Raw genomic sequence first — 16,017 nt, forward strand, 5'->3', positions numbered from 1 at the left:
ATCGGCCATGGCCCTGATTCCGACCCTGCTGCTCGCCGCGCTCGCCGCGGCCCAACCCGCCCCGCAATCGGCAAAAACCGACGTCAAGACCGCGCCGACCGCGGCGGCATCGGTTCCCGCCAAAGCCGCGCCCGCCAAGGTCTGGCCGATCCGCGAGGCCGACTACACGATCCCCAACTTCCGCTTCAAAAGTGGCGAGACGCTCCCGGCGGTGCGGCTGCACTACACGATGCTCGGCACGCCGCATCGCGACGCGCGCGGGCAGATCGACAATGCCGTGATGGTGCTCCACGGCACCGGCGGGACGGGCAAGCAGTTCCTCAACCCGGTCTTCGCCGACCAGCTCTACGGCCCCGGCCAGCCGCTCGACATCACGCGCTACTGGATCATCCTGCCCGACAATATCGGCCATGGCCTGTCGTCCAAGCCGTCGGACGGGCTGCACATGCAGTTCCCGCGCTACGATTATGACGACATGGTCGAGGCGCAATATCGGCTGCTCCACGACGGGCTCGGCATCGCGCGGATGCGGCTGATCATGGGGACGTCGATGGGCTGCATGCATGGCTTCGTGTGGGGCGAGACGCATCCCGACTATCTGCGCGCGCTGATGCCGCTGGCGTGCGAGCCGGTCGAGCTCGCCGGGCTCAACCGGATGTGGCGGCAGTTGCTGATTGACGGGATCAAGGCCGACCCCGCCTGGGCCGGCGGCGAGTATCGCACGCAGCCGCAACTGGGCTTGCGCACCGCGGAATCGCTGCTGTTCATCGCCGGCTCGGCCCCGATCAACTTCCAGAAGCTCTATCCGACGCGCGACGACGCCGGTGCCTTCGCCAGCGAGCGCGTGACCAAGGCGATCGCGCAGCTCGACGCCAACGACCTTATCTACCAGGTCGATTCGTCGCGCACCTACAATCCCTGGCCGAAGCTCGAGGCGATCACCGTGCCGACGATGTGGATCAACTCGGCCGACGATTTCATCAATCCGCGCAATTTGCCGTACCCCGAGCAGGCAGTGAAGCGGATGCCGAACGCGCGCTTCCGGCTGATCGCCGAGACGCCCGACACGCACGGGCACGGCACGCACACCTGGGCGGTGAACTGGACCGCCGACCTCGTCGATCTGCTCGCGCGGACGGAAGCCCGCCCATGATGGGCGCGCCATGGCGCTTCGCAATCGACCGGGGCGGCACCTTCACCGACGTCGTGGCGCAGCGGCCTGACGGGACGATCGCGACGCTCAAGCTGCTGTCGGTCGATCCCGCGCGCTACGACGATGCCGCGATCGCGGCGATCCGGCGCCTGACCGAAGTGGGCGAGGGCGCCTTGCCGCCGCTCGAGATCCGCATCGGCACGACGCTTGCGACCAACGCGCTGCTCGAGCGGACCGGCGAGGCGACCGTGCTGGCGATCACCCGTGGCTTCGGCGATGCGCTGACGATCGGCTATCAGGACCGCCCCGACATCTTCGCGCGCGCGATCGTGCGGCCCGCGCCGCTCGCCGCACGCGTGATCGAGATTGACGAGCGCGTCACGACCGAGGGCGAGGTGCTGCGCCCGCTCGACCAAGACGCCGCCGAGACGGCGCTGCAGGCGGCGTTCGACGCCGGTTTCCGCAGCATAGCGATCGTCCTGCTGCACGGCTGGGACCATACGGCCCACGAGGCCGCGCTGCTCGCGATTGCGCGGCGGATCGGCTTCACGCAGATCTCGGCGAGCCACCTGACTGCGCCGGTCATCCGGCTGATCGCCCGCGGCGACAGCACCGTCGCCGATGCCTATCTGTCGCCGACGCTGCGGCGGTATGTCGACACGCTGACGACGGCGCTCGGGCTGGCGAATGCACCGCTGTTCATGCAGTCGTCGGGCGGGCTCGTCGCGGGCGATGCGTTCCACGGCAAGGACGCTTTGCTGTCCGGGCCGGCCGGCGGGATCGTCGCGATGGCGGCGACCGCGCGCAGCGCCGGGTTCGAACGGGTGATCGGCTTCGACATGGGCGGGACCTCGACCGACGTCTCGCTCTATGCCGGCGCGTTCGAGCGGCGCGACGAGGCGCTGCTCGGCGGCGTGCGCGTCGCCGCGCCGATGCTGCGGATCGATACCGTCGCGGCGGGCGGCGGGTCGATCTGCAGCTTCGATGGCGGGCGCTTTGTCGTCGGGCCGGAATCGGCGGGCGCGGTGCCGGGGCCAGCCTGCTATCGCCGCGGCGGACCGCTGACCGTGACCGACTGCAACGTCGTGCTCGGCAAGATCCGTCCCGACAGTTTTCCCGCGGTGTTCGGAGAGGGCGGCGATGCGCCGCTCGACCGCGACGTGGCAGTCGCGCGGCTCGACGACCTGCTCGACGCGGTCGAGGCGGCGACAGGGCGGCTGCCGGGGCGCGAGGAGACCGCCGAAGGGCTGATCACTATCGCAGTCGCCAACATGGCGCAGGCGATCAAGGCGGTCAGCGTCGCGCGCGGCGAGGATCCCGCGGGCTTCGCGCTCGCCTGCTTCGGCGGGGCCGGGGGGCAGCATGCCTGCCGCGTCGCCGATGCGCTCGGGATCGAGCGCGTGCTGCTCCATCCGCTCGCTGGAGTGCTTTCGGCGTACGGCATCGCGCTGGCTGATCGGCGGACGGTGCGCAGTGCTACGCTCGGTGTGGGCCTGGAGGACGAGACGGCACTCGGCGCGGCGGTTGCGCGGATAGGCGCGGACGCGCGTGCCGACCTGATCGCGCAAGGGGTGGCAGAGGCCGGCGTCACGCTCGCGACGACGGTCCTCGTGCGCTACGCACGCACCAATCAGGGGCTCGAAGTCGCGCTCGACACACCGCCTGCGATGCGCGCGGCGTTCGAGGCGGCGCATCGCGAGCGCTTCGGCTTTATCGTCGACGATGCGCTGATCGCCGATCGGATCAGTGTCGAGGCGATCGCGGCGAATGCCGATGTCCTCACGCTTGCTGCCCCGATTGCTGCGGGCACAGACGCACCGAGCACCATCACACTGTTCATGGATGGTGCTCCCCGCACCGCGCTGCTACACGCCCGCAGCGACCTAGCGGTCGGCGCGACGATCCTTGGCCCCGCGCTGATCATCGAGGACAATTCGACGATCGCGCTCGAGCCCGGCTGGCGCGCGATCGTGTTGCCCGACGGCACGCTGCTGCTCGAACGCGCCGTCGCGCGCGAACGCCATCAGAGCGACGCGTCGGTCGATCCGGTGCGGCTCGCCATTTTCGGCGGGCTGTTCATGGGCATCGCCGAGGAAATGGGCGCCGCGCTCCAGCGCAGCGCCGCTTCGGTCAATATCCGCGAGCGGCTCGATTACTCGTGCGCGTTGTTCGATGCGGGCGGCAATCTCATCGCCAATGCGCCGCATATCCCGGTCCATCTCGGATCGATGGGCGACAGCGTCCGTGCGATCATCGCGGCGCGGCAAGGCGACGGTCGCGGGCTGCGGCCGGGCGACGTCTATGCGATCAACGATCCGTATCGCGGCGGAACGCATCTGCCCGACATCACCGTGATCCAGCCGGTCTTCGCCGGTGGCACCGCGCCGGCCTTCTTCGTCGCGGCGCGCGGGCATCATGCTGATGTCGGCGGGATCGCACCGGGATCGATGCCCGCCGACAGCGTCTCGATCGAGCAGGAGGGTGTCGTGTTCAGCAACGCCTTGCTCGTCGCCGAGGGGGTGTTGCGCGATAGCGACATCCGCGCGCAGTTCGCCGCGGGGACGTGGCCGGCGCGGGCAATCGACCAGAACATGGCCGATCTCGCGGCGCAGATCGCGGCGTGCGCCCGCGGGGCGGCGGGGCTCAACCGGCTGGTCGCCGAGCATGGCGCCGACGTCGTCACCGCCTACATGGCGCACGTCCAGGCGCATGCCGAGCAGGTCGCGCGGCGGCTGATCGCCAACCTCGCCGACGGTACGTTTGCCTATGAGACCGACGACGGCGCGGTGGTCAGTGTCGCGGTGCGGGTCGATCGTGATGGAGGCGGGCTGACGGTGGATTTCAGCGGGACCAGCGACCAGCGCCCCGGCAATACCAACGCGCCGCTCGCGGTGGTGCGCGCGGCGGTGCTGTATGTGTTGCGCACGCTGGTCGAGGATGACGTGCCGCTCAACGACGGTTTCCTGCGGCCGGTGACGCTGGTCGTGCCGATCGGCTCGATGCTCAACCCGGTCTATCCGGCCGCGGTGGTCGCCGGGAATGTCGAGACGAGCCAGGTCGTCACCGACGCGCTGTTCGGCGCGCTCGGCGCGCTCGCGGCGTCGCAGGGGACGATGAACAACCTGACCTTCGGCGACGATGCCGTGCAATATTACGAGACGATCGCCGGGGGCGCCGGCGCGGGCGACGGCTTCGGCGGGGCTTCGGCGGTGCAGACGCACATGACCAACAGCCGGCTGACCGACCCGGAAGTGCTCGAAGCGCGCTTCCCGGTGTTGCTCGAAGGTTTCGCGATCCGTCACGGATCGGGCGGGGCGGGGCGCTGGGCGGGGGGCGACGGTGCGGTGCGAAGGATCCGCTTCCGCCGGGCGATGCGCGCCAACATCCTGTCGAACCACCGGCGGATCGCGCCGTTCGGGCTGGCCGGCGGCGGCGATGGCGCGACCGGGGTGAATGTGATCGAGCGGGCAAATGGCCGGATCGAGCGGCTCGGGGCGACCGCCTCGGTCGAGATGCAGCCGGGCGACGTCTTCGTCATCGAGACGCCGGGCGGCGGCGGTTACGGCCTGCCCGACGGAGCCGACGCCTGATGCTGGTGCTGTCGGGCATCGCCGTCATCGCGCTCGGGTTCCTGCTGCGCTTCAATCCGCTGATCGTGATCGTCGTCGCGGCTTTGGTCACCGGGCTGGCTGCCGGGCTCGATCCGATCGCGGTTCTGCGCGCGTTCGGCCACGCCTTCAACGAGACGCGCTACGTCAGCGCGGTCTATCTGATCCTGCCGGTGATCGGGCTGCTCGAACGCCACGGCCTGCAGGCGCGCGCGCGCGGGCTGGTCGCGGGCTTGCGCGGGCTGACGACCGGGCGGTTGCTGATCGGCTATCTGCTGTTTCGCCAGATCACCGCCGCGCTCGGGCTGATCTCGATCGCGGGGCCGGCGCAGACCGTACGCCCGCTGGTCGCGCCGATGGCCGAGGCGGCGGCTGGCGAAGGCGGCGATCCCGAGAAGATCCGCGCGATGGCGGCGGCGACCGACAATGTCGGGGTGATCTTCGGCGAGGACATCTTCATCGCGATCGGGTCGATCCTGCTGATGAAAGGCACGCTCGCCGGGATGGGGATCACGCTCGAACCGTTCCAGCTGTCGGTGTGGGCGATCCCGGCTGCGATCGCGGCGTTCGTCATCCACGGCGCGCGGCTATTGCTGTTCGATCGCCGAATCGCGCGGCGCGGCGCATGATCGGGCTCAACCTCGTCTATCCTGTCGCGGGGCTCGTTTTCGGGCTGTTCGCTGTGCTCGGGCTGCGCGACCGCCGCTGGGCGAACGCCGCGTTCCACGGCCTCATTGCAGTCTCCTTCTTCGCCGGCGACCTGCTCGGCGATCTCGGCAATGGCGTGCTCGTGCTCGCCTTGGTCGCGATCGCCGCGTCGGGGCGGATGCGCCGCGCGGAGCCGTCGCTGGCGCCCGAGGAGCGGCCGGCGCTGCGGCTGTTCGTTCCCGCGCTGATCGTTCCGGTCGTGGCACTGGTCGGAACGATCGGCTTCAAGGCGGTGCCCGGCGTCGTCGATCCCAAGCAGGCGACGCTGGTCGCGCTGACGCTCGGCGTCATCCTCGCGCTGATCGTCGCCTGCGTCTGGCTACGCGCGCGGCCGCAGGTCGCCTTCGAGGCGGGCCGGGGGCTGAGCGACCAGATCGGCTGGGCGATGATCCTGCCGCAGATGCTCGCGAGCCTCGGCGCGGTGTTCGCGCTCAGCGGCGTCGGCGCGGTGGTCGGCGGCCTGGTCGGGCAGGCGATCCCCGAGGGCAGCATCGTCGGCGCGGTGCTCGCCTATGGCCTCGGCATGGCGCTGTTCACGATGGTGATGGGCAATGCTTTTGCCGCCTTTCCGGTGATGGCGGCGGGGATCGGCGTGCCGGTGCTGATCCGACACTATGGCGCCGACCCCGCGCCGGTCGCGGCGATCGGGATGCTGATGGGGTTTAGCGGGACGTTGCTCACCCCGATGGCGGCCAATTTCAATCTCGTGCCCTCGGCCTTGCTCGAACTCAAGGATCGCTACGGCGTGATCCGCGCACAGGCGACGACCGCGGTGTCGCTGCTGCTGTTCAATATTCTGCTCTTGTGGTGGGTGATGCGATGACGATGTTCGATGCCGATCACGGCGCGCGGTTCGCGCGATTGACGCTCGGCCATGTCGGCCAGCCCTATCCGTACAAGGCCGACCACGTCTTTACCGGGCCCGAGGATCTGATCCTGCCCGAGAAGTTGCACCCGATATTCCACGGCAGCTTCGATTGGCACAGCTGCGTCCATGGCTGGTGGCAGCTGCTGACGATCGCGCGGCTGTTCCCCGATCTGCCCGAGGCCGCCGAGAGCCGCGCGCGCGCCGGTGCGATGCTCGTGCCGGCGAAGGTTGCCGGCGAATGCGCCTATCTCGAGCGACCGGCGAGCGGCGGGTTCGAGCGGCCCTATGGCTGGGCGTGGGCGCTGGCGTTGCACGGCGAGGCGGTGCGGCATGATGCCGGATGGGGCGCCGCGCTCGAACCGTTGGCGCGGGCGTTCGCCGCGCGCTTCGCGGGCTATCTGCCCAAGCTGACCTATCCGATCCGCACCGGTACGCACGGCAACACCGCCTTCGCCTGCATCCTAGCGTTGCGCTGGGCGCGCGTGCATGACGCCCCGCTCGCGACGCTGATCGAGGCGAGGGCGCACGACTGGTTCGGGACGGATCGCGGGTGCCAGGCGTGGGAGCCGTCGGGCGATGAATTCCTCTCGCCAGCGCTGATCGAGGCCCTGCTGCTGCGTGAAGTCCTGCCTCCCGCCAACTTCGCCAAGTGGTTCGACGCATTCCTGCCCGATCTCGCGGACGGCGCGCCGGCGACGCTGTTCCTCCCCGCCACCGTCTCGGATCGCAGCGACGGCAAGATCGCGCATCTCGACGGGCTCAATCTCAGCCGCGCGTGGTGCTGGCGCCGGATCGCCGCTGCGCTCCCGGCATCGCATGCGGCGCACGACCGGATCGAAGCGACAGTGCGCGATCACCTCGACGCCAGCTTGCCGCACCTTGCCGACGATTATATGGGCACGCACTGGCTCGCGAGCTTCGCGCTGCTCGCCTTACTCGGCTAGCGCACGCCTCCGCTTACTTGCGGACGGCGGCGCTCTTGGCGCGGATCGCGGCGAATTCGGATCCCGCCTTCCACTGCGGCCATACCTGCGAGCGCGCGAGCTGGTCGCCGATCGTGCCGATCAGGTCGATGTCCTGCACCGCGCCCGCCAGGTTCCAGTCGGGGGTCCAGCGGTCGCACGCCTGGTGATAGCAATTGCCGGTATAGGCATCGATCCACGCCTGCCCGGCCGCGACGCCGCCTTGCTCGAGATTGGCCGCGCCTGCGATCCCCATCAGCAGCAGCACCGGCACGCCGCGCTTGGCGAGCGAGAAGTGATCGGCACGGTAGAACAGCCCGCGCTCGGGCAGCCCTTCCGGCGTGACGGTGCGCCCCTGCGTCGCGGCGACGCGCTTCATGTCGTCCTCAAGCGTGTCCTGCCCCGCGCCGACCAGCACGACGTCCTTGGCGGCGCCGGCGGTCTGCAGGATGTCGATCGCCAGCGTGGCCACGGTCTTCTCGGCCGGGAAGACCGGGTTTGTGGCATAATATTCGGAACCGAGCAGCCCGCGTTCCTCGGCGGTCCACGCGGCGAAGACGACGCTGCGATCGGGCGCCGGGGCCGCCTTCATCGCGCGCGCGATCTCGAGGATCCCGGCGATGCCGAGCGCATCGTCGTTCGCGCCGGCGCGGAAGACATGCCCCTGCACATCGGGCTTGCCGCGGCCATAGGCATCCCAATGCGCGCCGAACATGACGACCTCATCGGGCCGCGCCTTGCCCGGGATCTTGGCGAGGACGTTGTGGCTCTCGACCGTCTCGTGGCTGACCGGCACGTCGGCATCGAAGGTGACGCCGGTGAGCGGAACGGGCTTGAACTTCGGATCGCGCGCGGCGACCGACAGCTTCGCGAGGTCGAGCCCGGCCGAGGCGAACAGCCGCGTCGCCGCATCGCCCGAGATCCAGCCCTGCAGCGCGAGGCTGGTCAGGTCGGCGGGCTTGCGCGCGATGTCGTAATTCTCGCCACCCGGGCTGACCACGACGTTCCAGCCATAGCCGGCCGCCCCGGTCTCGTGGACGATCAGCGCGCCGATCGCACCCTGCCGCGCGGCTTCTTCAAACTTGTAGGTCCAGCGGCCGTAATAGGTCATCGTCCGCCCGCCGAAGCGGCCCGCCGCGGGCTCACCGGCGGCGGCGGCATAATCGGGATCGTTGACCAGGAAGACGACGACCTTGCCCTTGAGGTCCATGCCCTTGAAATCGTCCCACTGCCGCTCGGGCGCCTTGACGCCGTAGCCGACGAACACGACCGGCGCGCCGGCGATCCGTGCGGCATCGTCGGGGCGGATGGTCGAGAGATAGACGTCCTTGGCCTGCTCGACCGGCATCGCCTGGCCCTTTGCGGCAAAGGCGAGCTTGGCGGGCGTGCCGAGCCGGGTGTGGAGCAGCGGCACGGTCTGGAGCCATTGCCCGCCGGGCCCGGCCGGTTGCAGCCCGAGCGCCTTGAAGCGCGCGACGAGATAGTCGACCGTCTTTTGTTCCCCCGCAGTGCCCGGCGCGCGGCCTTCGAAATCGTCCGAGGCGAGCGTCTTGACGGTCTCGGTCAGGCGGTTTGGGTCGACGGCGACCTGGGCGTTGGCGGATTGGACGGAGAGGCCGAGGCAGGCCGTGGCGATTGCGATTTTACGAAGCGTCATGCCCGCCACTCTAGCCGGCACGGGGCGCGGGGCAATCCCGAACAGGCCGTTACACCGCGGTCTTGCCGCGCGTCTCGCCCATCCGCAGGTAGACGATCAGCGACAGCGCGATCATCCCGGCGATGTACCAGTAGAAGCCGCTCTCGAACCCGTAGCGCTTGAACGACAAAGCGACATATTCGGCGGTTCCGCCGAACACCGCGTTGGCGATCGCATAGGGCAAAGCGACCCCCAAGGCGCGGATGTGCGCCGGGAACAGTTCGGCCTTCACCACCGCGTTGATCGAGGTGTAGCCGGTGACGATCGCCAGCGCACCGAGCACGAGCAGGAACGCCTCGAGCGCGGTCGGCCCGCTTTCAAGCGCGGTGAAGATCGGCACGGTCAGCAGCATCCCCGCGACGCCGAAGCCGATCAGCAGCGGCTTGCGGCCGATCCGGTCGGACAGCCAGCCGGCGAGCGGTTGGAGCAGCATGAAGACGAACAGTGCCGCCGCCATGATCGCGGTCGCCGTCTCGCGCCCGAAGCCGGCGCTGTTGACGAGGAATTTCTGCATGTAGGTCGAGGAAGCGTAGAAGGCGAGCGTACCGCCAGCGGTCAGCCCGATCACCACGCCGACCGCCCGCGGATGGTGGCGGAACAGCGCGAAGCCGCTCGACGCGCGGCGGGTCTGGCTGGCTTTCTCCTGTTCGAAATCGGGCGTCTCGTGCAGCCCGCGGCGCAGGAAGAACACGCTGACCGCGAGCACCCCGCCGATCGCGAACGGGATCCGCCAGCCCCAGCTTTCGAGCGCCTCCACCGACAGCACCGACTGGAGCACGAGCAGCACGCAGAGCGCGAGCAATTGCCCTGCGATCAGCGTGACATATTGGAAGCTCGAGAAGAAACCGCGCCGATTGCTCTGCGCCATCTCCGACAGATAGGTCGCGCTCGCGCCATATTCGCCGCCGACCGAGAGCCCCTGCATCAGGCGTGCAAGCAGCAGCAAGGCGGGCGCCCATGCGCCGATGCTCGCATAGCCAGGGATGATCGCGACGAGGAGCGACCCGCCGCCCATCAGCGCGACCGACACCGTCAGCCCGGCCTTGCGCCCGTGGCGATCGGCATAGATCCCCATGATCCACGCGCCGAGTGGCCGCATCAGGAAGCCGACCGCGAAGATCGCTGCGGCATTGAGCAATTGCGCGGTGCTGTCGCTCGACGGGAAGAAGACCGGCGCGAAATAGAGCGTGAACGCCGAATAGACGTACCAGTCATACCATTCGACCAGATTGCCGAGCGATCCGCCGAGGATGGAGTGCAGCCGGCTGGCCTGGCCGAGATCGACGGTGGCGACGGACATGCAGGCTTCCTCTCTGGCGGAACGATCCGCGGGGACAGGTCTGCTACCATCCCCGCGGCGTTCGTCCTACCCCGCAGCCCGCGTCACGACGACCTGCGTGGGCTTGAGCGGTGCGGCGATCGTGAAGCCGACCGTCTGGGCCGAGACATCGCTCTGCGCGGGCTCCCGCTTGCCGTTGAGCGTCACGTCGCCTGGGGTGGCCCAGCCGTGCACCGTGACCGCGATCTGCGACCACCATGGCTTGAACGTCCCCTCGCGCGCTTCGAAGCCAATCGACAGCCCGGTCGGCGTCATGGTGCAGCGCACGGTCTGACGCAGGTAGCCGCGGCGCTGATAGGCGAGCGTCGTGCCGTCATCCTCGTAGAGCGTGCCGACACAGTCCTCGCCCGGATAGACATCGAGCATCAGCGGCCCCGACGGCGTCTGCGCGCTGCTCTGGACGAGCGGCTGGCGTGGCAGGATCGTGCCCGCGCGGACGAAGACGGGCAGGCGGTCGAGCCGCGGCGTCTCGTTCACGCGGTCGCCCTTGGCATGTTCGGTCGGCACGGCCTGCGTTGCCGACTGGATCGGGCCGGCGGTGGTCGGCTCGGGCGTCCCGGCGCGCTGGCCGGTCCAGTAATCGTACCAGCCGCCCGCGGGCAGGCAGACGTCGTAGCGCTGCGGCGATTCGGGGCTCGGCGGCGGCGCGATCAGCAGCGCCTTGCCGAGCGTGAACGCCATCGACTGGTCGCAGCCCATGCTCGCGGCGCTCGGATAATCGTAGAAGACCGGCCGCATGATCGGATCGCCAAGCCGGCTGTTCTGGTCGGCCAGCGCGTAGAAATAGGGCAGCAGGCGGTAGCGCTCCTCGACGAAGCGACGGCGGATCGCGAGATGGTCGGGCCCGTCGACCCACGGCTCGACGCGCGGCGTGCCGGTGGCGGAGTGATCGCGGAACACCGGCGTGAAAGCGCCGATCTCGAACCAGCGCGTCAGCAGATCGGCGCTCGGCCCGCCGGCAAAGCCGCTGACGTCGGCGGCGCTATAGGCGAAGCCCGACAGGCCGAGGTTGATGATCTGGTGGACCGAGAGCTTCAGATGATCCCAGGTCGCGCTGTTGTCGCCGGTCCAGGTGACCGCATAGCGCTGCCCGCCGGCATAGCTCGCACGGGTCATCACGAACGGGCGCTCGTTCGGGCGCAGCGCGAGCAGGCCGTCATAGGTCGCGCGCGTGTTCTGCATGCCGTAGACGTTGTGGATCTCGCGATGGTCGCCGGTGCGGCCTGCGAAATCGTCGCTGGCGATGCGGTGCTGCGTGTCGAGCGGCATCGTCTTGGTCGCGGTGTTGAAAATCGCGGGCTCGTTCATGTCGTTCCAGAAGCCGGCGATGCCGTCATCGAGGAAGCCCTTGTAGAGCGTGCCCCACCACGCGCGCGACTTGGCCTGGGTGAAATCGGGGAAGACCGACGGGCCGGGCCAGACCGGCGCGACATAGTCGCTGCCGTCGGGGTTCTTGACGAATTCGTCGCCGCGCTTGCCGCTGGTGTAGGGGGCATAGCCCTGATCGACCTTGGCGATGTGCAGGTCGGTGATCGCAACCAGCTTGATCCCTTGCGCCTTCATGTCGGCGACGAGCTTCGCCATGTCGGGGAAGGTCTTGGGGTTGGTGGTGAAGGGGCGGTTGCGGTCCTGATAGTCGATGTCGAGCCAGATCACGTCGGTCGGCACGCGGTCGGCGCGCAGGTGGCGCGCGATCTCGCGGACCTCGTCGGCCGACATGTAGCTGTAGCGCGACTGCTGGTAGCCGAGCGCCCATTTCGGCGCGAGCGGCGCGCGGCCAGTCAGCCCGGCGTAGCGGCGCGTGACGTCGGCGAGGGTCGGGCCGGCGATGAAATAATAGTCGATCGGGCCGTCGGGGCCGCCGAACGCCAGCGTCTCGGCATCCTTGTGGCCGAAATCGAACCAGGTGCGATAGGTGTTGTCGAGCAGCACGCCGTAGCTGCCGCCGGCGCCGCCGGTCGCGGCGAAGAACGGGATCGACTTGTAGATCGGATCGTCCGAACTCGAGAAGCCGAACGCATCGGTGTTCCAGTCGACGAACGCCTTGCCGCGCCGGTCGAGCCCGCCGGTCTTGTCACCGAGGCCATAGAAATGCTCGGTGATCGGCAGCGTCTTGGTGAGCGTGAAGGCCTTGCCGTCGACACTCGCGGGCGCGGCATCGGCCGAGATGATCTTGCCGTCGAGCGTCTCGAAGGTCACGGCACCACCCGCACTGATGCGGACGCGGAGCTTGGCGGTCGTGAAGCCGTCGGCGGTCGGCGTGACCGTCTTGCGGGTCTTGCGCTGTGCGGGGAGGACCGCCCAACTGGCATCCTCGGGATAGGCGCCGCCGCGCGCGATACGGACGCGGACGACGTCGTCGCCGAGCGCGATCAGCTTCATCTTCAGCGCGCCGGCGGTAACCTCGACGCCGTCCTTCGCCGCGGTGAGGGTCGGGGCGGGGGCACCGCTCTGGGCCTGCGCGGCGACGGGGGCGAGCGGTAGCGGGACGGTGGCGAGCAGCAGCGCGAGGGGGAGGCGTTTCATGTCAGGTCTCTCAACAGCTTACCGGGGGAGGTGCGGGGTATGGGGGCGGAAATTGAGCGCGCAGCGGCGCAGGAAGTCGTCTATCCCGGCCATGTCGATCCGGTCGATATCGGGGCCTGCGGGCACGAGCCGCACATCCTCGGGAAAGGTGCCGTAGCCGGCGAGCAGGCAATGCCAGCTGATCGCGTTGTAATAGCGCGCAATGTCGAGTTGCTCGATTGTCGCGGCGAGGTCGGCGCCGGTGAACCACGCTGACATCACGCGCTTGAGCGTGTCGGACGGCTCGACCGCGCGTGCTGCCGCCCAATAGCCGTGCGGATCTGCATGGCGCTGGTTCAACCGGTAATGTGCGACGATGTAGTCGCGGACGCCGTCGTAGCGCGCGGCGATGCGCGCGTTGAAGGGCCCGCGCGCTTTCTCGGTAAAGCCGTCGACGTCGACCGCGTCGAGGAACGCCTCGACCGTGGCGATGACAATGTGCAGCGCGGTCGCCTCGAGCGGTTCGAGGAACCCCTGCGCGAGCCCGACCGCAAGCGCATTGTGCGACCAGCTTTCCGACACGCGCCCGACGCGCATCGGCAGATGTCGCGCGGTGCCTTCGTCGCCGACCTTCAGATGCGCGCGCAGCTCGGCCTCGGCCCGGTCGCGGCTGAGGTATTGGCTCGAATAGACGTAGCCGTTGCCGGTCCGGCTGGTCAGTGGGATCTCCCATACCCAGCCCGCCGACAGCGCGGTGGCGCGCGTCTGACTGGGGAGCGGCGCGGCGTCGTCGCGCGGAGTCGGCATGACCACCGCGGAATCGTTGAACAATGTGTCGCCGTAGCGGACGAACGGCACAACGAGCGTGCCCTCGAACAACAAGCTGCGAAAGCCGCTGCTGTCGAGGAAGAGATCGCCCGCGATCCGCTCCCCTCCATCGCACAGTAATGCCGCGATGCCGCCGTCGGCGCGCCGCTCGACGCTTTCGACGCGGCGCTGGAGGTGGGTGACGCCAAGCTTGGTCACCGCATGAAGGCTCAGGAACGCGCCGACCTTATAGGCGTCGAAATGATAGCCGTAGCTCACCTCGAACGGAAAGCGCTCGTCGGGCTGCGGCGCGCATCCCGCCGCGGCCAGCCGCGCCGGGAGCAGGAACTGGTCGGGATGTGCCGCGACGTCGCGCCCGGTTCGCCGCGCCCGCGTATTGTAGAAGAAGGTGCCCGCGGTGTGGCTGTCGAGCGCGGTCGGGAAGGGGTGGAAATAGCGCTCGAACCCCGGCCGATCGGACCATCCCGCAAAGCCGATGCCGAGCTTGTAGGTCGCATCGCACGCCGGCATCCACTCGGCTTCGACGATGCCGAGCCGGTCGAAAAAGCCTTTGAGTTGCGGGGTCGAGCCTTCGCCGACGCCGACGATGCCGATCTCGGGGCTTTCGACCAGCGTCACCCGCGCCTGCGGCCAGCGATGCGCGAGGAGGCACGCCGCGATCCAGCCTGCGGTTCCGCCGCCAAGGATCACGATCGCGCCGTCGCGGGCGAGGTCCTTGGCGGAATCGCTCACACGCGGAGCACCAGCCCGGCAAAAGCGGGGAGCGTGCTCGCCGCGATCTCGCTCGTCGCGAGCAGGGGCGCGCCGGTCTGCGCGATGCCCGCCGGCCATGCACGCGCCGAATCGCTCATGTTGAACAGGCACAGCAGCCGCTCGCCAGCTTCCTCGCGCTCGAACGCCAGCACCGCCTCGTCGCAATAGCGCATACGCAAATCGCCCGACCGCAGCGCCGGATGGGCATTGCGCGCGGCGATAACGCGTCGCGTCCAGTTGAGCTGCGACTCCGCGTCGGCATCCTGCACATCGACCGCCAGCGCGGCATGGTCGCCGCCGAACGGCAGCCACGGCGTCACGCTGCCGAACCCGAGATCGGGCGCGGCCCCCGTCCACGGCATCGGCGTGCGCGCGCCGTCGCGCGACAGCGTCATCGGCCAGTTGGCGATCGCCTCGGGATCGAGCAGATCCTCGAACGCGATATCGACCTGCGTCAGCCCGAGCTCCTCGCCCTGATACAGGAAGATGTTTCCGCGCAGGCAGGCGAGCAGCAGCAGCTTCATCCGCGCGAACGCCTGCGCATCGTCGGGCGTGGTCCAGCGCGACACCGCGCGCGGCGCGTCGTGATTCTCGAACGCCCAGCTCGGCCAGCCGATCGTCGGATCGTTCGGCCAGCGCGCGAGCGAGTCCGCGACGAGGTCTGGCGTGAGTGCGTCGGCGTACAGGAAATCGAAGCTGTAAGCGCTGTCGAGCCGCTTGCCGCCCGCGGTGAACAGCTTCATTTCGCGGTCGCTATCCTCGCCGCCAATCTCGGCGACGGTGAAGCCCGCGCCATATTCGTCGAGCAACGCCCGGATCCGCTCGAGGAACGGCGGAATGTCCGAATGGCCTTGGTTGTGCAGCTTCAACTGGAAGTCGAACGGCCGCGTCCGCGCGCGATTGGTCGCAGGGGCAGGCGGGTTATCGGTCAGCGCCGGATCGTGCATCGCGAAGTTGATCGCGTCGAGCCGGAAGCCGTCGACGCCGCGATCGAGCCAGAAGCGCGCGGTATCGAGCAGTTCCTGCTGCACCGCCGGATTGTGCCCGTTGAGCTGCGGCTGCTCCTTGAGGAAGTTGTGAAGATAATATTGCTGGCGCCGCGCGTCCCATGTCCACGCCGGGCCGCCGAACACCGATTGCCAGTTCGACGGCGGGCTGCCGTCGGGCTTGGCGTCGGCCCAGACGTACCAGTTGGCCTTGTCGCCCGAGCGGCTCGCCCGGCTCGCCTCGAACCACGGGTGCTCGTTCGACGTGTGCGAATAGACCTGGTCGATGATGATACGCAGCCCAAGCGCATGCGCGCGCGCGATCAGCGCGTCGAAATCGGCGAGCGTGCCGAAGATCGGGTCGACATCGCGGTAGTTCGCAACGTCATAGCCGAAATCCTTCATCGGCGACGTGAAGAACGGCGACAGCCAGACTGCGTCCATCCCGAGCGAGGCGACATGGTCGAGATGCGCGGTGATGCCGGCAAGGTCACCGATCCCGTCGCCGTTCGCATCGGCGAAGCTGCGCGGATAGATCTGATAGATGGCTGCGCCCTTCCACCAGGGGGCGGGGACGGCGGGATCGGGCTGGACGGCAGGGGCGGGCATAG

At 68.9% G+C, this 16,017-nt stretch carries 10 protein-coding genes; 5 read left to right on the plus strand and 5 right to left on the minus strand.

What is annotated here, in order from left to right; all coding sequences use genetic code 11:
* The first annotated feature begins 7 nt into the window (after positions 1-7).
* Genes U1872_RS02720 through U1872_RS02740 form a run of 5 tightly spaced genes read left to right on the plus strand, consistent with a single transcriptional unit; the run spans position 8 to position 7,281 of the window.
* Positions 8-1,153: an alpha/beta fold hydrolase gene (locus tag U1872_RS02720; protein WP_332791323.1), complete on the plus strand. Its 1,146-nt coding sequence runs from the start codon at positions 8-10 to the stop codon at positions 1,151-1,153.
* Positions 1,153-4,743, plus strand: a complete 3,591-nt coding sequence (locus U1872_RS02725; protein ID WP_332791811.1) for a hydantoinase B/oxoprolinase family protein — start codon at positions 1,153-1,155, stop codon at positions 4,741-4,743. Before U1872_RS02720 ends, U1872_RS02725 begins: the two co-directional genes overlap by 1 nt.
* Positions 4,743-5,390 (plus strand): DUF969 domain-containing protein, encoded by a 648-nt coding sequence (locus tag U1872_RS02730; RefSeq protein ID WP_332791324.1) that lies wholly within the window; start codon positions 4,743-4,745, stop codon positions 5,388-5,390. Before U1872_RS02725 ends, U1872_RS02730 begins: the two co-directional genes overlap by 1 nt.
* Positions 5,387-6,292, plus strand: a complete 906-nt coding sequence (locus U1872_RS02735; RefSeq protein WP_332791325.1) for a DUF979 domain-containing protein — start codon at positions 5,387-5,389, stop codon at positions 6,290-6,292. Before U1872_RS02730 ends, U1872_RS02735 begins: the two co-directional genes overlap by 4 nt.
* Complete coding sequence (locus U1872_RS02740) at positions 6,289-7,281, plus strand: DUF2891 domain-containing protein (protein WP_332791326.1); 993 nt, start codon at positions 6,289-6,291, stop codon at positions 7,279-7,281. Before U1872_RS02735 ends, U1872_RS02740 begins: the two co-directional genes overlap by 4 nt.
* Before the next feature lie 13 nt (positions 7,282-7,294).
* On the opposite strand, the gene U1872_RS02745 is transcribed toward U1872_RS02740, so the two are convergent.
* From U1872_RS02745 to U1872_RS02765, 5 genes are all read right to left on the minus strand, one after another.
* Positions 7,295-8,956: a M28 family metallopeptidase gene (locus tag U1872_RS02745; protein ID WP_332791327.1), complete on the minus strand. Its 1,662-nt coding sequence runs from the start codon at positions 8,954-8,956 to the stop codon at positions 7,295-7,297.
* A gap of 49 nt (positions 8,957-9,005) precedes the next feature.
* A complete protein-coding gene (locus U1872_RS02750; protein WP_332791328.1) occupies positions 9,006-10,295 on the minus strand; it encodes an MFS transporter in 1,290 nt (429 codons plus the stop codon).
* A 66-nt stretch (positions 10,296-10,361) separates the two neighbouring features.
* A complete protein-coding gene (locus tag U1872_RS02755; protein WP_332791329.1) occupies positions 10,362-12,860 on the minus strand; it encodes a glycoside hydrolase family 31 protein in 2,499 nt (832 codons plus the stop codon).
* A gap of 18 nt (positions 12,861-12,878) precedes the next feature.
* Positions 12,879-14,399 (minus strand): tryptophan halogenase family protein, encoded by a 1,521-nt coding sequence (locus U1872_RS02760; RefSeq protein ID WP_332791330.1) that lies wholly within the window; start codon positions 14,397-14,399, stop codon positions 12,879-12,881.
* Positions 14,396-16,015, minus strand: coding sequence for an alpha-amylase family glycosyl hydrolase (locus U1872_RS02765; protein WP_332791331.1), 1,620 nt, complete (start codon positions 16,013-16,015; stop codon positions 14,396-14,398). Before U1872_RS02765 ends, U1872_RS02760 begins: the two co-directional genes overlap by 4 nt.
* Positions 16,016-16,017: the final 2 nt, after the last annotated feature.

The organism is Parasphingomonas frigoris, from assembly GCF_036663815.1.
Lineage (GTDB): Bacteria > Pseudomonadota > Alphaproteobacteria > Sphingomonadales > Sphingomonadaceae > Sphingomonas.